Below are 20,109 nucleotides of genomic sequence, written 5' to 3' on the forward strand. Positions count from 1 at the left end.
TTTGTTTTGCAGCATTTATCTTTGGGCATGGCATATAAAAGTTTAGCAGAATGCATTACCGATCTCGAAAAGCATGGTCATTTATTGAGAATAAAAGATGAGGTTGATCCTTATTTAGAAATGGCAGCTATTCATTTGCGGATTTACGAAAATAATGGACCAGCAATTTTATTCGAGAAAGTTAAAGGAAGCCCTTTTCCAGCCATATCTAATTTATTTGGAACATTAGAACGCTCGAAATTTATTTTCAGAGATACTTTGCCTAAAGTGCAACAATTAGTCGGCCTACGTTCAGACCCGATGAAAGCACTTAAAAAGCCATTTAAATATGCCGGAACTGCTCTAACTGCGCTTTCTGCTTTGCCATTAAAAACGCCATCTGCGAAACGAAATTTTTTAAAAACAGACATTAGTAAATTACCTCAAATTGTAAACTGGCCAATGGATGGTGGTCCCTTTATTACCATGCCACAAGTTTACACCGAAGATGTTGATAAGCCGGGCGTTTTAAATGCCAACTTAGGAATGTACAGAATTCAGCTTGCTGGTAATGATTATATTCAGGATAAAGAAATCGGACTTCACTATCAAATTCATCGTGGTATTGGTGTGCATCAATCAAAAGCGAACGCTTTAGGTTTACCACTTAAAGTAAGTATTTTCGTCGGTGGACCGCCATCTCATCCACTTTCAGCGGTTATGCCATTACCAGAGGGCTTATCAGAGATGACTTTTGCCGGTGCTTTAGGCGGAAGAAGATTCAGGTATTTTTACGATGATGAAGGCTTTTGCATTTCAGCAGATGCTGATTTTATTATCACTGGAACAGTTTACCCGAACGAAAATAAGCCCGAAGGACCTTTTGGTGACCATTTAGGGTATTACAGTTTAACGCATCCTTTTCCGCTGATGAAAGTGCATAACGTTTATCATAAAAAAGATGCAATCTGGTCGTTTACGGTTGTAGGTCGGCCACCGCAAGAAGATACAAGTTTTGGTGCTTTGATTCATGAAATAACAGGTTCTGCAATTCCTCAAGAGATTCATGGTTTAAAAGAAGTTCATGCTGTTGATGCGGCAGGCGTACATCCGTTGCTTTTTGCTATCGGAAGCGAGCGGTACACCCCTTATTTAAAGGAACGCAAACCGCAGGAAATTCTAACGATAGCTAATCACATTTTAGGCAAAAATCAATTAAGCCTGGCTAAATATCTTTTTATTGCAGCCAGAGAAGATAATGAAGCTTTGAGTACACATCATATTGGCGAATTTATTCAACATATCCTGGAACGTGTTGACTTGAAAACCGACCTGCATTTCTACACAAATACCACAATTGATACGCTAGATTACAGTGGTGCTGGATTAAACAGCGGTTCGAAAGTTGTAATTGCTGCAGCTGGTGATAAGAAAAGAAGCTTATGGAATACAATTCCTGATATTACTTTGGCTGATGGTTTTTCAAATCCAAAAGTAGCAATGGCTGGTGTTTTAGCTATACAAACTGAGGCCTATCTAAACCCGGAAAAAACTGCCGCAGAAATCGCTAAGCTTAATATGGCTTTAATTGATCAGGATTTATCGGGCTTGCCACTTATTGTACTTTGCGATGATGCTGAATTTACAGCAGCCAATATCAACAATCTGGTTTGGGTTGCTTTTACCAGAAGTAATCCCGCGGCCGATATTTATGGTATTAATGATTTTACAATAGATAAGCACTGGGGTTGTAAAGGTTCGATGATTGTCGATGCCCGTAAAAAGCCGCACCATGCGCCAGAATTAATAAAAGATGCATCCGTAGAAACCAAAATTGATAAAATGAGACAAAAAGGTGTGCTTTGTATGGCGTAATTTAGCTTGAATTTTTGAAATAATATGCTCATTTTTAAGCGATGACCAATTGTTCTATGCTTAAAAAAATACTAGCTTTTGTAATAATTATCGTCTGTTCGATAAAATTGCATGCGCAAGTAAATAAAGCAGATAGTGTTGCAAATCTTTTAGAACATTATGGCCTGCGGCATAAATCATCAATTCTATTTGTACACTTTGATAAAAACGTTTACACCAATAATGACCAGGTTTGGTTAACTGGCTATTTGCTTAAAACTGTTACAGATTTAAATCACTATACAACCTTATATCTATCATTGATAAATGATGCCGATAGCTCAGTTGTGCAGCAAAATAAATTTCTAATTGATAAGGGCTTTGCATTCGGAAGTTTGGTTTTGCCAGATTCTATCCAAAGCGGAAATTACAGGTTTGTAGCACATACAAATGTAAAACTCAATGGCAAGCCAGATGTAGAATTTGTTCAACCAATAGTAATTAAATCAACTACGGTTAACCCGCTTAAGGCTAGTCTGTCAATATTTAAAACTAATGATGAAAAAACTGGAAACGGAACGGTTTTGTTAAAGGCGCTTACAAGCGATAATCGTTTTATCCCCGATGCAGAAGTTATTTACACTGTTGGTCGTGATAACAATTTCATACTAAAAGGTAAAGCTAAAACGAGCATTATTGGCGAGGTTATGATTGATTATCCGACAGGAAAAATTACGGATAAGAATAATCTGATTTCTGTTACAATTCGAAAAGATAAGTATACTCGCTTTCAAAAAATCGAATTACCAGTTCAAACTTCACATCGGTATCAGGTTAATTTTTATCCCGAAGGCGGTTATTTGGTTTCAGAAATTGAAAATAAAATAGGGTGGGAGGTTAAAGATTCTGAAGGTTCTATGATGAGCGTAAAAGCTATTTTATTTGCTGGTGATAAGATTTTGGATACAATTGCTTCGAATTCATATGGTATGGGGCAATTCTACATATCGCCAAAGGAAAATCTAAAGTATTCAATTAAACTTATTAAAGATGATGGTCTTTTTGGCGAATATCAATTTCCATCAAGTTTGAAAAATGGTACAAACATAAAATTTGCCTCCGCAATTGGGAATAACGAACTCAGACTTTCGATAGAAAGTAACATGAATACAGTTGCGCATTTGGTTATTCATAATTATGAAAATTTATATTCAATAACCGAACTAAAACTGTCTCCAAAAAAGCAAGTAAATGTTTTACTTAAGTTAGATTCGGTTCCGAGGGGATTAAATACAGCAACCTTGCTTGATAGCATGTACCTTCCAATTGCCGAACGTATATTTTTTGCCCATTATGATGAAATTGAAAATCTTAATCTTCTTACGGATAAAAACCAATACTCTACCAGAGATAGTGTTAAGCTCGATATTGAAATGCTCCCGAAGGGCGAAATTTTAAATAATGGCTTGGTTTCCATAGCTGTTGTACAAGAAAATAGAATTAGTCTTTCTAATAAAAAGAATATTGTAGATTATAATTATCTCGAAAATAATCTTGTGCAATTACCAGCAAATTCAACGGGATTAAAGTTTAACGATACAGGTTATTTAGAGGATATTTTATTGATAAAAGGATGGAGAAGGTACAAATGGCCTCAAAGGAAAGATGATTTTGTTAAACATGATATTTCTTCAATTGAGTATTTTGGAGCAATAACAAAAGGTAAAAAACCCTTAAAAATACCGCTTGAACTTAGTGCAATTTCAGGTGCCAATGTAAATTTGATTAATACGGATAGTACCGGACAATTTGTTTTGCCGTACCAAGCCTTAATTGCAGAGCCAACAAAGAAAATTTGGTTTAGTCTTGGAAATAAAAACTTTGCAGATTATACAGTTAAAATTAATGATCCTTTCGATGAAATAAAATCTGTATTGAGCCAACTTAATTATAGTAATAGCATAAATAAGTTCAGTGTGTTGTCGGCAACCGAAAATATTTCAGCTTTAGCTGGCATAAAACTTAAAGAAGTAACCATAAACAAATCAAAAGATAATTCTACTAATTTTCAATCTGCAATTGGTAGAAATGAATGTGGAGATTATGTTTGTTCATATGGATTTTTAAATTGCAATAATCATTCGTTTGGAACCTTGCCTATTAAAGGAAAAAATTATCCATCAAATGGACGGATAGTAACTTATGCAGGTTGTATGGAAACAAAGGTTAATCCTAATTTCCTCGTGCTCAATAGCATCGAAATGGCAAAGGAGTTTTATGTTTCTGATATCAAGAATATAAATGAACCCATAAATTTTGCTACCATTTATTGGAATTACCAAATCTTTATAAATAGTAAAGATAAAACTTCGCTAACATTTACCACAGGTGATTTAACTGGCGATTTTAGAATTATAATTCAGGGCGTTACGCAAAACGGACCTATTTACGGTGAGAAACTAATTAGCATTACAAAATAAAAAGTCCTGATTTTCGTCAGGACTTCCATTCATTCAAAAAGTATTTTATTTAAAATCTAACACCAAAAGTTAAAAATACGTTATCCGCAGTGTTTTTCAAATTTGCATTAGGACCGGCTCCTGTAAAGCTATAATCAGGGTAATCTGAAGATATTGTATATGGAGCATTTGTAGAATCCCATTTCATATGTCTGTAAGTAACATCCAAATAATAATTGTCAAAACGATACCCTAAACCACCACTATAAGATTGAGTAGTGAAATCTAGATTTTTGTACGGAGAACCAGCATATGAATATCCGCCTCTAACCATAAATTGATTAACCAGTTTAAATTCAACACCAGCTCTGTAGTTAAAATTACCCTTATATAATGCTGCAATATCACGGTTTGTGCTTATTGTTTCATTTGAGAAATTAGATGAAAAATGAATGCTACTATAATCAACATATTCAGCATCTGCAGTTATTAAACCACTATTTCCAAAAATGTAAGCTACACCACCATTAACTCTATAAGGTGTCCTCAAGCTATATTCTGAATTGTAATTTGATAAAGGATTTGTGTATTCAGGAATATTTGTACCATCAGCTCTTCTGAATCTGGTATTCAAATTCTCTGAGAAATTATCTGTCAAACTGTACCAGGTTGGCGTTACAAAACTTAAACCTAATCTTAATTCATTTACTGGTTTGTAGATTACGCCTAATTTCGCATTAATACCATTACCTCTGGTTTGCTGAATAGAATTGTAATTAAAGCTATAAGTTCCGTTTAAGAAAGTAGGATCTTGACCAGCAAAAGTTAAATTATTTCCGGTTTCCGTAAAGGCTATATCCGAATGATAATTAATATTTGTTAATCCTAATGATAAACCTAAATACAACTTATTGCCATAATTCCCCGCCATGCCGAGATTAACTTCAGACTGAGAACCTGAACGTGTAATTATATTTTGCTGGTTATTATTCAAAGCAGTTGTAGGGAAATATCCTGCAGGGTCATATTCAATTAGAAAATTATCATAAGCCATTTTTTCTAACGAACCAGCAGCTAAACTCGTTGTTGCTGTATTACCAGCAATGTTTGCAAAATAATCAGCCATCGAACTTGATACATTTCTGCCACCGTATGAAATGTTTTGGTTGAAATTATTGGTTTTGTTATAACCAACTCCAAAATTAACACTCACCCATCCATCATTTAGGCTCGAGCCTTTTGCTTTGTTTGTAGGAGAGTAAAACACTAATCCAACTTGGTTTATGCCAGCTTTACTCTTTTTATCAGATTGATTATTATTTAAATATTCTGAGCCAACTTTAAAATTGTTAAACTCAGGTGTAAATGTAAATTCAGATTTAGTGAAAAAACCTAAACCAGCCGGATTGCCAGATAGAGAACTAATGTCTCCACCAAGAGCCGTTTGTGCGCCACCTAAACCTTTGAACCTCGCTGTTGTTCCTTGTTCTGGTTGTGAAAAACGTAACACATCACTAGTGTATTGAGCATATAAAGAATTGCTGGCAAGAACTATTCCTGCCGCAATAAAAATTGATCTTAGTTTCATCTTATAAATTGTGTGATTGTGTTATAATTATCTACCGCCGCCTCTTGTTGGTCTGCCGCCACCGCCGCCGCCACCACTTGAACTACCACCACCGCTGCTTCCTGAAGATGATGGAGGAGGAGAATAACTTCCACGATCTGGTCTGCTTTGTGGTTGTGGTTGCGATTGTTGAATTTGTGGTCTTGTGTAGCTATTATCACGAGATGGTCTGGTGCTTGTACGTCCGTTTTGACCATTATTTATAGTTGAGCCATTATTTCCGTTCGACCATCTTTCCGGACGACCAGAATTATTCGTAGAAACGTTTGGTCTGCCGTAATTACCTCCGCTTATTGGAGCTCTCGAGCCGTTATTTCCATAAGAACCACGGTTATCGCCATCTCTGTTTGGTCTTGGTCTGCTATTGCCGTTTGCAAACGAGCCTCCCCATCCGCCGCCATAATAGCCACCACCTACACCAAACCAACCGCCACCGCCGTACCAACCGTTACCCCAGCCAAAACGATCGTAGTAAGAGTTCATACCCCAGCCCCAGCCAGAATTCCATCCCCAGTAAGGATTGTAACCAAAGTTGCCGAAGTTATAAGGATTGTTCCAGATGCTTCCGTAGCCCCAACCGCCACCATACCAGCCGCCGCCCCAGCCAAGGCCAAAACCATTGTTCCAGCCCATGCCACCGTAACCGATATAGTTGGTTACGCCATAACTTGTACCATAACCGAAGTTATTTCCGTAAGCAAAATTATCATAGTAAGGATCATAGTAACCTCTAAAACTAGAGCCGTTATGAAAACGATTTATCCTTGAAGAATAATCCATATCGTAGTAAGGGTTACTGGTTCCGTAATATTCATCATAATCCTGATCACCTTGCGCATACTGTTGTTGTTGCTGTTGAGGTGCTGGTGCCCGATATTCAACTTCTCTGGCCTTGGCCACAGTGTTGTAAACATCATCATCAGCCGAAGAATTTTGAGCCAATTTTGATGTAGAGCATGATGCAACCAACCCAGCGGCTGCTATCATAACAATGGGTAAAAATTTAATTGGTTTCATTGTGTTTATATTTAGTTGTGTGTGTTAAACTTAATAAACGATGGTATTTGTGAAAATTGTAAGTCAATTAATTAACAATAAAAATTAATGCACGGTTTCAAAAATCGTTTTGTAGGCATAAATTTATAAATTTGTAGCTTAATTTCACATTATTTAACACACAATTTACGTTCCAAATACATAATATGAGCAAAGAAATTACAAGCAGAGAAGCTGATTACTCACAATGGTACAATGATATTGTTATAAAAGCTGACTTGGCGGAGCATTCTGCGGTACGTGGCTGTATGGTGATTAAGCCTAATGGCTACGCAATCTGGGAGAAAATGCAGGCAGTTTTAGATAAAATGTTTAAAGATACAGGTCACCAAAATGCTTATTTTCCGTTGTTCATACCAAAGTCATTTTTTTCTAAGGAGGCTTCTCACGTTGAGGGTTTTGCGACAGAATGTGCAGTAGTAACACATTATCGTTTAAAAAATGATGGTAACGGAAATATTGTTGTTGATGAAACTGCTAAATTGGAAGAAGAGTTAATTGTTCGTCCAACTTCTGAAACCATCATTTGGAATACTTACAAAGGTTGGATTCAATCTTACAGAGATTTGCCAATTCTTATCAATCAATGGGCAAATGTTGTTCGTTGGGAAATGCGCACGAGATTATTTCTTCGTACAGCAGAATTTTTATGGCAAGAAGGTCACACCGCTCACGCTACATCAGAAGAGGCAATTGAAGAAACAGAACGCATGCTTCATATTTATGCCGATTTTGTTGAAAATTGGTTGGCTGTGCCTGTTGTTAGAGGTCGTAAATCACCTAACGAAAGATTTGCAGGTGCTTTGGATACTTACTGTATTGAAGCTTTAATGCAGGATGGAAAAGCTTTACAGGCTGGAACATCACACTTCTTAGGACAAAATTTTGCTAAAGCTTTTGATGTTAAATTCACAGGAAAAGATGGAAAACTAGATCATGTTTGGGCAACTTCTTGGGGTGTATCAACACGTTTAATGGGCGCACTAATTATGGCACATAGTGATGATTCTGGATTAGTTGTCCCTCCAAAATTGGCTCCAATACAGGTTGTAATCGTTCCAATTTATAAGAGTGATGAGGATTTAGCTAAAATAACTGCTTACGTAAATGAATTAAGTATGCGCTTAAAAGGCTTCGGTATTTCAGTTAAATATGATGACAGAGATACGCAACGCCCAGGTTTTAAATTCGCAGATTATGAAATGAAAGGTGTGCCGGTACGTATTGCAATTGGTGGACGTGATATTGAGAATAAAACGGTAGAAATCGCCCGTAGAGATACCAAGACAAAGCAAACTGTACCGCAAGAAGGTTTAGATATTTATATTGCTAAACTTTTAGAAGAAATACAACAAGCCATGTTTGATAAAGCTTTGGCTTATCGCGATGAACACATTACCGAAGCCAATAGTTACGAAGAGTTTAAAGCACTTCTTGATGATAAAGCAGGTTTTATTTCAGCGCACTGGGATGGAACTCCAGAAACAGAACAAAAAATAAAAGAAGAAACTAAGGCTACAATCCGTTGTATTCCGTTAGATAATAAGTTGGAAGATGGTATTTGTATCTATTCAGGGAAACCATCAACACAACGCGTATTATTTGCAAGAGCATATTAGATAGATTTTAGAATCTAGATTTATGATTTTTGATTAAATAACGCTAGTCTTAATAGTTAATACTTATATCTTGATACTACAATAATGAAATTCGGAACAAAAGCTATACATGCAGGTCAAGAGCCTGACCCAACAACTGGTGCGGTGATGACACCAATTTACCAAACTTCTACTTACTGGCAAAAATCGCCGGGAGACAATAAAGGTTACGAGTACTCAAGAGGAACAAATCCAACACGTAAAGCTTTGGAAGATTGTCTCGCTGCTTTGGAAAACGCTAAATATGGTTTAGCTTTCTCAAGCGGAATGGGTGCCACCGATGCTGTTTTAAAATTGTTACAACCTGGTGATGAAGTGATTACGGGGAACGATTTATACGGTGGTTCTTACAGGATTTTCACAAAAATTTTCACCAAATATGGCATAAAGTTTCATTTTCTTGATTTATCGAAACCGGAAAACATGCTTCCGTATATTAACGATAAAACCAAATTGGTTTGGATAGAAACACCTACAAATCCTACAATGCAAATTATTGATATTGAAGGTGTAGCAAAGATTACTAAAGAAAAAAATCTTATCCTTACTGTTGATAATACATTTGCATCTCCATATTTGCAAAATCCTATCGATTTAGGTGCAGATATTGTAATGCACTCCGTTACGAAATATATTGGTGGCCACTCTGACGTTGTAATGGGTGCTTTAGTTACCAGCAACGAGCAGTTATATAAAGACCTTTGGTTTATTTATAATGCTTGTGGCGCAACCCCAGGTCCACAAGATTCATTTTTGGTTCTAAGAGGGATAAAAACGCTTCACCTTCGCATGAAAGCACATTGCGAAAACGGAGAGAAAATTGCACATTATCTAAAAAATCATCCAAAAGTTGATAAAATTTATTGGCCGGGTTTTGAAGACCATCCAAATTACGAGGTTGCCAAAAAACAAATGCGTGGTTTTGGTGGTATGATTTCGATTACCTTAAAAGATGCTGATTTGCAGGAAACGTTTAGAATTTCTTCGAATTTTAAAGTATTTACTTTAGCTGAATCTTTAGGAGGAGTAGAATCTTTAATCAACCATCCTGCAACAATGACTCATGGCTCTATACCAAAAGAAGAACGTGAAAAAGTTGGTGTAACCGATAATTTATTGCGTTTAAGCGTTGGTGTTGAAGATATTGATGATTTGTTGGAAGATTTAGAAAACGCACTGAAATAATTGATAAATATTTTCTTAAATCCGGTGATTGAGTTTTTATCTCAGTTACCGGATTTTTTTTAATCAAATAGAATGGATTTTTTAGACGTCAAAAACTTTCTCGATGCGAAGGTAGCGCAATATAATCAGCCAGGTTTTATTGAAAATGATCCAATCTGTATCCCTCATTTGTTTACCAAAAAACAAGATATCGAAATAAGTGGTTTTTTTGCTGCAATTTTAGCTTGGGGGCAGCGAAAAACAATCATCAATAAATGTAAGGAATTGTTAAATAGAATGGATTATGCGCCACATGATTTTGTTCTAAACCACAGCGATAACGATTTGAAACGGTTGTTGAATTTCAAACACAGAACTTTTAATGATACTGATTTGCTGTATTTCATTGATTTCTTTAAATCTCACTACAGGCAGTTTGATAGTCTTGAAATGGCCTTTGTTCCAACACAAAATTTATTTCTTAACGATTATCTATCAACTGATGTCCCATCTGAAAAAATGGATTTATTGTCAGAAAATTGCTTTATACAAAATTTGAATTTTACTATCGAACAGGCTTTAAACTATTTCAGAAGTTATTTTTTCTCACTTGACGATTATCCGTATAGAACTAAAAAGCACATTTCTTCACCGCTACAAAAATCTACTTGTAAGAGATTAAATATGTTTTTAAGATGGATGGTTCGGCAAGATAAAAATGGTGTCGATTTCGGTATTTGGGAAATTTTGAAACCAAAAGATTTAATTTGCCCATGTGATGTTCATGTAGATAGAGTCGGACGATATTTGAATTTAATCCATCGCAAACAAACCGATTGGCTTACCGCAATCGAACTGACCGATAATTTGAAAACTTTTGACGCAGTCGATCCGGTTAAATATGATTTTGCTTTATTTGGTTTGGGCGTTGAGAAAGTTTTATAAACAATTGAAAATATTGTTAAATCTGAAAATAAACTTCATTATTTAATCCAAACTTATTATACTTACGATATAAACCGTTCGTAACATAATCGAACCATTTCATCCTGTAAAATAACTTATGATTGCTGCTGATTTATCTGAAAAAGATAGGTGGAAAAAATACAACAATGTTTCTCCGGTTATTGCTGTGTTCAAAAAAATACATCCGCTAAATGCAGAAATCGAAGCGCAACTCAATCAGCATACATTTCCTGTTTCCTTCAAAAAGAATAAATTTCTAATTTCTCCTCTGGATAAAAATGAACACCTTTTTCTAATTATTAAGGGAATTGTGAGGGGATTTATCAAAGATGAAAAAACAGAAATTACAACTTGGATTTCGAAAGAGAATGAAGTTGTGGGTACAATTAGAAATCTTTGGCTTGATGGAGAATCAGAAGAATATTTGCAAGCCTTGGAAGATGTAGAGTTGATAGCAATTCCGCATACACTATCCGAATATTTGTACGAAAATTATACCGAGGCTAATATAGTTGGACGAAAAATGATGGAACTTTACTACCGATCAGCAGAAGAACGAGCCTATTTATGTAGAATATCATCAGCGGAGAAAAGATATAAAAGGTTTTTAGTTACGTTTCCCGATCTGATAAATAGAGTTTCTTTGAAATATATTGCCTCTTTTTTAGCAATTAGGTTAGAAACATTAAGTCGAATTCGTGCTAAAATTTAGTATTTACTGTGTAATTATATATCCTTTTAGTGATTTAAATAGCAAAATTGTACTTAAAATTACTCAACAGTCTTGTTTTTGAAATAATTGTCGTTTTTTTGACAAAAATCAATTTGTTTCGGTTGTTATAACTGCATTAAGACATGATTGGTATGATAAATTCTTTCACATAAACAATAAAAATATGTACATTTACAAATACAAACCAAATAATTAAATAGTCTATTTCTCAATACTAAATTCTATCTCTATCACGTTAAATATTGTAACTAAACCATCCCAATATTCCAAACAATGAAAACGAAAAATACTGTAAGTACCCTCTCAGTACTTATTGCTGATGACCACGAAATTATTCGCCGTGGTTTGAGGAACCTTATATCAGATTTTTGGACGGGAGTTCAAATTCTGAATGCTTCTACAATGGAGCAAGCACTTGTTGAGATTGAAAAATCTCCGAGTTTAATCATAATAGATGTTAATTTGCCAGGCGGGAATAACCTGAAGGTAATCGAGCAAATTAAAACCATCCAACCAAATGCTAAAATTTTAGTTTTTTCATCTCTCAACGAAAACATTTATGCAGTTCCTTATCTAAAGGCTGGTGCATCTGGTTATTTAACCAAAAATGCTGAAGAATCTGAAATCATTACCGCCATTACCACAATTTTAGCAGGCAGCCGTTATTCGAGCAGAAATGTCAAAGAAAATATGTTCAACAGCATTTTAGGTAACGATGCTGATAATCCTTTCACAAAACTATCGGGCAGGGAACTAGAAGTTGCCGAATTGCTAACCAAAGGCGTTGGTGTTTTAGAAATTTCTAATCAGCTAAACTTACAAATGGGAACGGTAAGTACTTATAAATTACGCCTGTTTCAAAAGCTTAAAATTAAGAGCATTATAGAACTTGCTGAAAAAATGAGCATATACGAAAAGTAGTATACAAAATTCACAATCATATTAAAGGAGTTGCTTTTTGCAGCTCCTTTTTTATTTATCTTTCAGCTTGCTTGAGGTTCCTGCACCTTCCTTTCCCGATTCATTTGGTGTTTCACCAGCTTGGCCAAATTTTTCTGATGTACCTTTTCCATTTTGGTCGAAACTTGCTTTTTCTTTTGATGTGCCTGATGATTTCTTTTTTTTGTCGTTTTCCATGGTTCCAAAGTTTAAGTTATGAACAAATCTATCAGTGTAAATAACACTATTGAATGCTAAAGGTTTTAGAATTTAAAGCTAAAATTGTTAGTAAAATGTTGATAAAATAGAAGCTAAGTATTTTAAATTACTAATATTTTTAGTTTAAATTTGTTTTGTAAAGGAGATAAGCCATGCAAGAGAAGAGTATTATACATATGGATCAGGATGCTTTTTTTGTTTCAGTGGAATTACGAAAAAAGCCTGATTTAATTGGGAAACCGATTATTGTTGGCGGAGGTTCTGATAGAGGAGTAGTTACTTCTTGCAGTTACGAAGCTCGGAAGTTTGGCGTTCATGCTGCAATGCCTGGTAGAACGGCCAGGTTATTGTGTCCGCAAGCAGTATTTCTTAGAGGTAATATGGAAGAATATTCAGAAGCATCGCATCAGATTACTGAAATTATAGCTCAACGCGTCCCTTTATTCGAAAAAGCAAGCATTGATGAACATTATATCGATATGACGGGAATGGACAAGTTTTTTGGTTGCATGAAATTTGCTTCCGAATTGCGTCAAACCATAATTAAAGAAACTCGCTTGCCAATTTCTTTTGGCTTATCTGTGAATAAAACGGTTGCTAAAGTAGTTACTAACGAGTGCAAACCAAACGGAGAATTAGAAATTCCTTTTCCACAAGTCCGACCTTTTTTAAATCCCTTATCAGTGCATAAAATACCAGGAATTGGTCATGCAACGTATAAAAAACTTAGTGAAATGGGGGTGAGGAAAATAGAGACATTGGCTCAAATTCCTCAGGAATTGATGTATAAAATACTTGGTGATAATGGTATTAACTTGTGGCAAAAGGCAAATGGTATAGATTTATCGCCCGTAGTTCCTTACCGTGAGCGAAAATCGATAGGTACACAAACTACCTTTGAAAACGATAGTATGGACATCAATAAGATGAAAGCCATACTTACCGGAATGGTTACCAATTTAACTTTCGAATTACGCAGCCAGCAAAAATTAACCGCCTGTATAACCGTAACCATCCGCTATTCTAATTTCGAAACGGTAACACAACAAGCTCGAATTCCATATACTTCTTTAGATTCCTTTTTGATTGCTAAGGCTCACGATTTATTTAAAAAAGTTTACAGCAAACGAATGATGCTACGGTTAATTGGTGTAAAATTATCTCATTTGGTTAGCGGTTTCGAGCAAATTGGTCTTTATCATACGTCCGAAGAAGAATATGATTTGTACCAGGCGATGGATAAAGTTAGAAAGAGTTATGGGGTAGAATCGGTTGTGAAAGCTTGCATTATAAAGCAACCTGAAAAAGACAAAAATGGTAGAACTGTTAAATATAATCCACGTTTAAAAAAGAAAGTAGAGCAAGAAGAAGAAAAGAAAAAATCAAGAATCAGAACTTTCATTAATTCTGACGTTTCTCAGGTAAATAAACTAACCGACAAGTAAATGTTTTTGAATGTTCATTCCTCATATAGCTTAAAATATGGCGTAATGGATATTGCTGCAATTATAGCCCAGGCTCGCAGTCTAAATATCCATCAGCTTGTACTAACCGATATTAATAATTCTACTGGCGCTATCGAATTTATCAGAACATGCACTAATCAACGCTTTTATAAGAAAGCAGACGAAATACAAAAAGGGAACATTCCTTATGAGATAAAACCACTTGCCGGAATAGAATTTAGAAAGGATAATATTCTGCTTTATTTTGGGATTGCGAAAAATAAGGATGGAATGAGGGAGCTGAATGAGTTTTTGAGTTATCATAACATTTATGATATTCCACTTCCGGGCAAAGCTCCTCAATTTAAAAATGTATTTATTATTTACCCGTTTAAAAAGGAATTTACTTATGTTTTAGCCGAAAATGAGTTTGTTGGCATTCGTCATTCTCAATTAAATCATCTCTATAAACATCAATTACAAAAGCAAAAAAGTAAACTGGTGGTTTGGCATCCAGTAACCGTTTCGGGTAAGGTTTCGCATCGCTTGCACGAGTACATGCGGGCAATTGATTTGAACACGCTTTTAACTAAAGTACCTGATGAATTTAAATGTTTAAAAGATGAAACGCTAATTTCAGAAGATGAGCTTAAAAATCATTTTGACAGCTATCCATTCATCATTGAAAACACGCAAAAATTAATTGATAATTGCGACTTATCTGAATATTTCGAGCCAAAAATACAATCGAAAAATAAGTTTTATTATACCAAAGGCGAAGAGTCGGATGTAGCCTTATTAAGGCGATTGGCATTAAAAGGCCTTAATTATCGATATGGAAATGATAATAAAGTTGCTCTGGAAAGATTGGAGAAAGAGCTGAGGATTATAGCTTTTAAAAAATATTCTGCTTACTTTTTAATCACTTTTGATATTGTTCGATATGCAATGGGCAAGTGTAAATTTTACCATGTTGGGCGAGGTTCGGGCGCTAATAGTATTGTAGCCTATTGTTTACGTATTACCGATGTTGACCCAATCGATTTGGATTTATATTTCGAACGCTTTTTGCATGAAAAGAGAACAAGTCCGCCCGATTTTGATATTGATTTTGCCTGGGATGAACGCGAAACAATTCAACAATATATTTTTAAAAAATATCCCAAAGGACACGTTGCTTTTTTAGGTACCATGAGTACTTTTAAAGATAGGGCCATTATCCGCGAAATTGGTAAAGTTTTAGGTTTAGCAAAGGATGAAATCGATAGTTTTAGCGACCCGACAAAAGAGTGGATAAACTCTAAAAATCCCATCTATCAAAAAATAAAACTTGTGCATCAAATGATGCAAAAAATGCCTAATCAACGTTCCATCCACGCAGGTGGAATTTTAATTTCTGAACAACCAATTACTTATTATACTGCTTTAGATATGCCGCCAAAAGGCTATCCAACCGTACAATGGGATATGTACGAAGCAGAACTTATTGGCTATGAAAAGTTTGATATTTTAAGTCAGCGAGGAATTGGGCACATTAGAGAAGCAGTTCGCTTAATAGAAGAAAACCGAGGCGATTTTGTAGATATTCATGATTTCAAAACTTTCAAAGAGGATGTTAAGCTCAATCAAATTTTAAAAGAAGGGCAACCAATCGGCTGTTTTTATATAGAATCTCCCGCAATGCGCCAGTTGCTAAAAAAGCTAAAATGCGAAAACTATTTAACCTTAGTGGCGGCCAGTTCCATCATTCGTCCCGGGGTTGCAAGTTCGGGTATGATGAAAGCTTTTATTGAGCGCTACCATGCGCCCGAAAAAGTTGAGTATTTGTGCGAAGAGATGAAAGAACAGCTAAAAGAAACCTACGGTGTAATGGTTTACCAAGAAGATGTGATTAAGGTTTGCCATTACTTTGCCGGGTTGGATTTAGCTGATTCTGATGTTTTACGTAAAGCCATGAGTGGTAAGTATCGTTCTAAACTCGCGTTTGATGAGTTGGTAAATAAGTTTTTTACTTCAGCTAAGGCTAAAGGTCATTCAGAGGAATTGATAAAGGAGGTTTGGCGACAAATTTCATCCTTTGCCGGTTACAGTTTTTCCAAAGCACACTCTGCATCTTTTGCTGTAGAAAGTTATCAAAGTCTGTTTCTTAAAACCTATTATCCTAAGGAGTTTATGGTTGCAGTATTGAATAATTATGGTGGTTTTTATACCCGTTGGGTTTACGTACACGAACTTCAAAGAACGGGTGCAAATGTGCATTTGCCTTGTGTAAATCGTAGCGATGCTACTGTTAATATTAAAGGAAACGATGCTTATTTAGGTTTCATCGGTGTGCTGGGATTGGAAAATAAATTCATCGAACTTATCCCTGAAGAACGAAGAAAAAATGGCGCTTATTTGAACTTGGAGCAATTTGTAAAGCGTACACAAATAACCTTAGAACAAGCTATATTGTTAATTCGATTAGGTGCATTGAGATTTACAGGTAAAGATAAAAAGACATTACTTTGGGATGTTCACACATATTTGGGGCACAAGCAAAAGAAAATTAATCATGCTGAGTTATTTGATATTCAGCAGAAAACTTACCATTTACCATCTTTAGAAAATTCTAAAATTGAAGATGCTTACGCCGAGCTTGAATTACTGGGCTTTCCACTAAATTTTAACATGTTCGATTTCCTAAAAACAAATTATCGGGGAAATATTGCTGCGGCCGATTTGCATAAAAACGTAGGAAAAACGATAAAAATGGTTGGTAATTATGTTTGCGAAAAAACGGTACACACCATTAAAAATACTAAAATGTGGTTCGGAACTTTTTTGGATAAAAACGGAGATTTTTTTGATACCACACATTTTCCGAATACAACGCCCATGTATCCATTTAAAGGAAAAGGCTGTTATTTAATTTTAGGTAAAGTTGTTGAAGATTTTGGTTTTCAAAGTATTGAGGTTTTAAAATTTGCCAAGTTGGATATACATATGAATCCGGTGGCTGTAAATTAAAATATAGTATTGAAATTATGGTATGTGTTTAGAAAGAAAGGGGCATCAATTTTTACATTTTCTATAAATCTTATTATTACCTAATTATATATTTGTTAATTGAAAATTGTTGCTTGTATATTTAATCTATGATTCACCTTAAGGCCGAAATAGAACGTTTTGAAAAAATGGGCGATAAAACAGGTTGGAGTTACATTTTCCTTCCAAATGTAATTGCCGATAAAATAAAGCCCGATTGCAAGGTTTCGTTTAGGGTTAAAGGTAAAATAGATAATGTTGAAATAAGCGGAATGGCAACTACGCCCACGGGAGCAGGTGATTTTATTATCGCCCTTAAAAGTGAGCTTAGGAAAAAACTTAAAAAGGAGGCAGGTGCAATTGTAGAAATTTACCTCGAGGAAGATAAAAATTTTAAAGTTGAAATACCTGAAGATTTGGAATTGTGCCTATCAGAAGAAATACATCTTTTAGATAATTTTTTGAAACTTGCCAAGTCTCACCAAAATTATTTCATAAAATGGATTAACGAAGCTAAAACAGAAGAAACTAGAACAAAAAGATTAGTATTAACCATTAATGCAATGGATAAAAATCAAGATTACGGAACAATGATTAGAGAAAGCAGGAAAGACAAATAATTATCGTTTATAGCTCCTAAACCAACTCCAAACTTTCATTTGTATTACTCCAATAAAGGCTTCCCTGAAAATTCTGGTACTCATTTTAGAAGTCCCTTCGGTTCTATCTGTAAAGATAATTGGCACTTCCACAACATTAAAACCATATTTAATCGCTGTAAATTTCATCTCAATTTGGAACGCGTAACCAACAAATTTAATCTTGTTTAATGGAATGGTTTCAAGCACTACCTTTCTGTAACATTTAAAACCAGCGGTTGCATCCTGTATGTTAATCCTTGTAATTAACCTCACATACATTGATGCAAAATACGACATTAAAACTCTGCCCATTGGCCAGTTTACAACATTTACACCTTTAACATACCTAGAGCCTACAGCTAAATCTGCTCCATTAATACAAGCTTCGCGCAAACGAATTAAATCATCAGGATTGTGTGAAAAATCAGCATCCATCTCAAAAATATAATTATATTCTTTTTGTAGCGCCCAATTAAAACCATAAATATAAGCAGTACCCAAACCTAGTTTACCAGAGCGTTCTTCAATAAATAAATGGCCTTCGTACTCTTTTTGCAAAGATTTTACAATATCAGCAGTACCATCTGGCGAGCCATCATCTATAATAAGAACGTGAAAAGGTTGGGTTAATGAAAATACCTTTCGGATAATTTTTTCAATATTTTCCTTTTCGTTATAAGTTGGTATGATAACTAAACTGTCTGACACGTATATCTTTTATTTATTGTAAACCTTAAGTTTAATTTCTTTCAGCTTTTGAAGTGGCGAAAGTAAATATTTTTAAATTAAAAACCCGTATCAAGGTTATTGATACGGGTTAAAATGTGTTAAAAATGTTTTATTTAACTTCTTGCATTAATTTTTTAATCAGTTGAGAGAAGATGATTAAAAATAATCCCGCAATTAGTGAGTATAAAGCTAGTGATTTGTAACCTTCTGTATACGATGTTAATTTTGTCATTAAGGATGCATTTTCAATGCTCGACATTTCTGCTCCAAGTTTACCGGCAGCAAGCTGGCCGAATGCACTGAATAAAAACCACATACCCATCATCATTCCAAACATCCTTTTAGGAGATAGTTTTGTAATGATTGACATGCCTATCGGGCCAATGCAAAGTTCACCAAGCGTTAGCAATAAATAGGCGAGGGTAAAAATGTTTAACGAGCTTATCCCTTGTTCGTTTGCAAAAAATCTGGTTGCATAAAAAACATAAAAACTTACAGCAAGCAAAACAAAACCTAATCCAAATTTAATTACTGTGTTTGGTTCAATTTTTCTCCTGTGCATTCCAATCCATAATAAACCAACTAAAGGACTAAAAACGATAACAAAGAATGAATTTACGCTATTGTTGATTACGTTAGGATCGACTGAAAAAAATAATAAATTATGATTTAGGTTGTCTTTAGCAAATAGTGAAAGTGAACCGCCACTTTGCTCTGAAATTGCCATAAATACGAAATAGCAGAATATAAAAATAAAGGCTGCCAATAATTTATATCTGGCTTTAATTTCTTTTATGGTAAGTAGTTCGTAAAAGAAATAAACTAAAGCAACTATACCAATTGTGTACATAAAATAATCAGTGTAAGCTGTATTTCTTACCATTATAAAAATTAATGGAATACACAGTAAAGAGCCGATGTAAGTAGCTATTTCGTAGGTTTTTTGCTTTGTTTTTTCTAAATGTAAAAGTGGCGAATTACCAATCGGACCTAAATATTTTTTAGTAAAGATAAATGTGCCTAAGCCAATCATCATCACTACAGCTGCCGAAAGGAAACATAAATGCCATGAAACGTATTTTCCAAGATAAATACACATTGCACCGCCTAATAATCCGCCAACATTTATACCAGCGTAAAACAAACCGTAACCAGCATCTCTTCTGTTATCTTTTTCGTGGTAAAGTTCGCCAACCATTGATGATATATTTGGTTTAAAGAAACCTGTACCAATAATTGATAGCGTTATGCCAACATAAAATAAATCGTGAGGAGAAAATGCAAGGATAAGATTTCCGATAATCATTAAAGAACCACCCCAAAAAAGTGATTTTCTAAAGCCCAAAATTTTATCCGCGAAAATACCACCAATAAAGGTAAAAGCATATACAAAGGCCTGGATTGCGCCGTATTGCAAATTAGATTTTTGGTCTGTTAAACCTAACTGGTCGACCATAAAAAATGCAAGTACACCACGCATTCCGTAAAAACAGAAACGTTCCCACATTTCTACCAAAGATAAATGCCAAAGTTGTTTTGGATATTTACCTTCAAAATTTTGTATCGCTTCTAAGGTTTCAATAGAAGGTGTTTTTTCTGTAGCTATTTCCATT

At 34.9% G+C, this 20,109-nt stretch carries 15 protein-coding genes; 10 read left to right on the forward strand and 5 right to left on the reverse strand.

The features are described from left to right. The first annotated feature begins 27 nt into the window (after positions 1-27). Both R2Q16_RS10215 and R2Q16_RS10220 read left to right on the forward strand, forming a co-directional pair. Complete coding sequence (locus R2Q16_RS10215; RefSeq protein WP_410478158.1) at positions 28-1,854, forward strand: UbiD family decarboxylase; 1,827 nt, start codon at positions 28-30, stop codon at positions 1,852-1,854. 56 nt (positions 1,855-1,910) lie between these two features. Beyond that, positions 1,911-4,313, forward strand: a complete 2,403-nt coding sequence (locus tag R2Q16_RS10220) for a hypothetical protein (RefSeq protein ID WP_316736858.1) — start codon at positions 1,911-1,913, stop codon at positions 4,311-4,313. Positions 4,314-4,362: 49 nt separating this feature from the next. On the opposite strand, the gene R2Q16_RS10225 is transcribed toward R2Q16_RS10220, so the two are convergent. Both R2Q16_RS10225 and R2Q16_RS10230 read right to left on the reverse strand, forming a co-directional pair. Next, positions 4,363-5,880 (reverse strand): hypothetical protein, encoded by a 1,518-nt coding sequence (locus tag R2Q16_RS10225; protein ID WP_316736859.1) that lies wholly within the window; start codon positions 5,878-5,880, stop codon positions 4,363-4,365. A gap of 27 nt (positions 5,881-5,907) precedes the next feature. Beyond that, a complete protein-coding gene (locus R2Q16_RS10230; protein ID WP_316736860.1) occupies positions 5,908-6,936 on the reverse strand; it encodes a hypothetical protein in 1,029 nt (342 codons plus the stop codon). Between the two features lie 185 nt (positions 6,937-7,121). Between R2Q16_RS10230 and proS the strand changes: the two genes are divergently transcribed. The 5 genes from proS (at position 7,122) to R2Q16_RS10255 (ending at position 12,417) form a co-directional block, all read left to right on the forward strand. Further along, on the forward strand, positions 7,122-8,594 hold the full coding sequence (gene proS / locus R2Q16_RS10235) for a proline--tRNA ligase (protein ID WP_316736861.1): 1,473 nt from the start codon (positions 7,122-7,124) through the stop codon (positions 8,592-8,594). Between the two features lie 84 nt (positions 8,595-8,678). Then, entirely contained in the window at positions 8,679-9,818 is a 1,140-nt protein-coding gene (locus tag R2Q16_RS10240; protein WP_316736862.1) for a cystathionine gamma-synthase, read from the forward strand. A gap of 72 nt (positions 9,819-9,890) precedes the next feature. Next, positions 9,891-10,742 (forward strand): TIGR02757 family protein, encoded by an 852-nt coding sequence (locus R2Q16_RS10245; RefSeq protein ID WP_316736863.1) that lies wholly within the window; start codon positions 9,891-9,893, stop codon positions 10,740-10,742. Positions 10,743-10,860: 118 nt separating this feature from the next. Next, the gene (locus R2Q16_RS10250; protein ID WP_316736864.1) at positions 10,861-11,475 is read left to right on the forward strand and encodes a Crp/Fnr family transcriptional regulator; all 615 of its coding nucleotides are present in this window, start codon (positions 10,861-10,863) and stop codon (positions 11,473-11,475) included. A gap of 294 nt (positions 11,476-11,769) precedes the next feature. Continuing rightward, a complete protein-coding gene (locus tag R2Q16_RS10255; protein WP_316736865.1) occupies positions 11,770-12,417 on the forward strand; it encodes a response regulator transcription factor in 648 nt (215 codons plus the stop codon). 51 nt (positions 12,418-12,468) lie between these two features. Here R2Q16_RS10255 and R2Q16_RS10260 read toward each other — a convergent pair whose 3' ends face one another. After that, positions 12,469-12,633: a hypothetical protein gene (locus R2Q16_RS10260; protein WP_316736866.1), complete on the reverse strand. Its 165-nt coding sequence runs from the start codon at positions 12,631-12,633 to the stop codon at positions 12,469-12,471. Positions 12,634-12,806: 173 nt separating this feature from the next. Here R2Q16_RS10260 and dinB point away from each other — a divergent pair, with 173 nt between their 5' ends. From dinB to R2Q16_RS10275, 3 genes are all read left to right on the forward strand, one after another. Continuing rightward, a complete protein-coding gene (gene dinB / locus R2Q16_RS10265; protein WP_316736867.1) occupies positions 12,807-14,099 on the forward strand; it encodes a DNA polymerase IV in 1,293 nt (430 codons plus the stop codon). Next, positions 14,100-17,108 (forward strand): DNA polymerase III subunit alpha, encoded by a 3,009-nt coding sequence (gene dnaE, locus R2Q16_RS10270; RefSeq protein WP_316736868.1) that lies wholly within the window; start codon positions 14,100-14,102, stop codon positions 17,106-17,108. Positions 17,109-17,236: 128 nt separating this feature from the next. Then, positions 17,237-17,746, forward strand: coding sequence for a YdeI/OmpD-associated family protein (locus R2Q16_RS10275; RefSeq protein ID WP_316736869.1), 510 nt, complete (start codon positions 17,237-17,239; stop codon positions 17,744-17,746). Here the strand turns inward: R2Q16_RS10275 and R2Q16_RS10280 are convergent, their stop codons facing one another. Both R2Q16_RS10280 and R2Q16_RS10285 read right to left on the reverse strand, forming a co-directional pair. Next, on the reverse strand, positions 17,747-18,475 hold the full coding sequence (locus tag R2Q16_RS10280) for a polyprenol monophosphomannose synthase (RefSeq protein ID WP_316736870.1): 729 nt from the start codon (positions 18,473-18,475) through the stop codon (positions 17,747-17,749). 130 nt (positions 18,476-18,605) lie between these two features. Beyond that, entirely contained in the window at positions 18,606-20,108 is a 1,503-nt protein-coding gene (locus R2Q16_RS10285; RefSeq protein ID WP_316736871.1) for a peptide MFS transporter, read from the reverse strand. Between the last annotated feature and the right edge of the window lies 1 nt (position 20,109).

Origin of the sequence: Pedobacter aquatilis (assembly GCF_032678425.1) — a bacterium.
Classification (GTDB): domain Bacteria; phylum Bacteroidota; class Bacteroidia; order Sphingobacteriales; family Sphingobacteriaceae; genus Pedobacter; species Pedobacter aquatilis_B.

What these genes read in the sequence shown, in the direction of transcription:
- R2Q16_RS10225 (WP_316736859.1), bottom strand. Translation starts at nt 5,880, where the DNA reads ATGAAACTAAGATCAATTTTTATTGCGGCAGGAATAGTTCTTGCCAGC.
- R2Q16_RS10275 (WP_316736869.1), top strand. Translation starts at nt 17,237, where the DNA reads ATGATTCACCTTAAGGCCGAAATAGAACGTTTTGAAAAAATGGGCGAT.
- dnaE (WP_316736868.1), top strand. Translation starts at nt 14,100, where the DNA reads ATGTTTTTGAATGTTCATTCCTCATATAGCTTAAAATATGGCGTAATG.
- R2Q16_RS10220 (WP_316736858.1), top strand. Translation starts at nt 1,911, where the DNA reads ATGCTTAAAAAAATACTAGCTTTTGTAATAATTATCGTCTGTTCGATA.
- R2Q16_RS10215 (WP_410478158.1), top strand. Translation starts at nt 28, where the DNA reads ATGGCATATAAAAGTTTAGCAGAATGCATTACCGATCTCGAAAAGCAT.
- R2Q16_RS10255 (WP_316736865.1), top strand. Translation starts at nt 11,770, where the DNA reads ATGAAAACGAAAAATACTGTAAGTACCCTCTCAGTACTTATTGCTGAT.
- R2Q16_RS10245 (WP_316736863.1), top strand. Translation starts at nt 9,891, where the DNA reads ATGGATTTTTTAGACGTCAAAAACTTTCTCGATGCGAAGGTAGCGCAA.
- R2Q16_RS10260 (WP_316736866.1), bottom strand. Translation starts at nt 12,633, where the DNA reads ATGGAAAACGACAAAAAAAAGAAATCATCAGGCACATCAAAAGAAAAA.
- dinB (WP_316736867.1), top strand. Translation starts at nt 12,807, where the DNA reads ATGCAAGAGAAGAGTATTATACATATGGATCAGGATGCTTTTTTTGTT.
- R2Q16_RS10250 (WP_316736864.1), top strand. Translation starts at nt 10,861, where the DNA reads ATGATTGCTGCTGATTTATCTGAAAAAGATAGGTGGAAAAAATACAAC.
- R2Q16_RS10285 (WP_316736871.1), bottom strand. Translation starts at nt 20,108, where the DNA reads ATGGAAATAGCTACAGAAAAAACACCTTCTATTGAAACCTTAGAAGCG.
- R2Q16_RS10240 (WP_316736862.1), top strand. Translation starts at nt 8,679, where the DNA reads ATGAAATTCGGAACAAAAGCTATACATGCAGGTCAAGAGCCTGACCCA.
- proS (WP_316736861.1), top strand. Translation starts at nt 7,122, where the DNA reads ATGAGCAAAGAAATTACAAGCAGAGAAGCTGATTACTCACAATGGTAC.
- R2Q16_RS10230 (WP_316736860.1), bottom strand. Translation starts at nt 6,936, where the DNA reads ATGAAACCAATTAAATTTTTACCCATTGTTATGATAGCAGCCGCTGGG.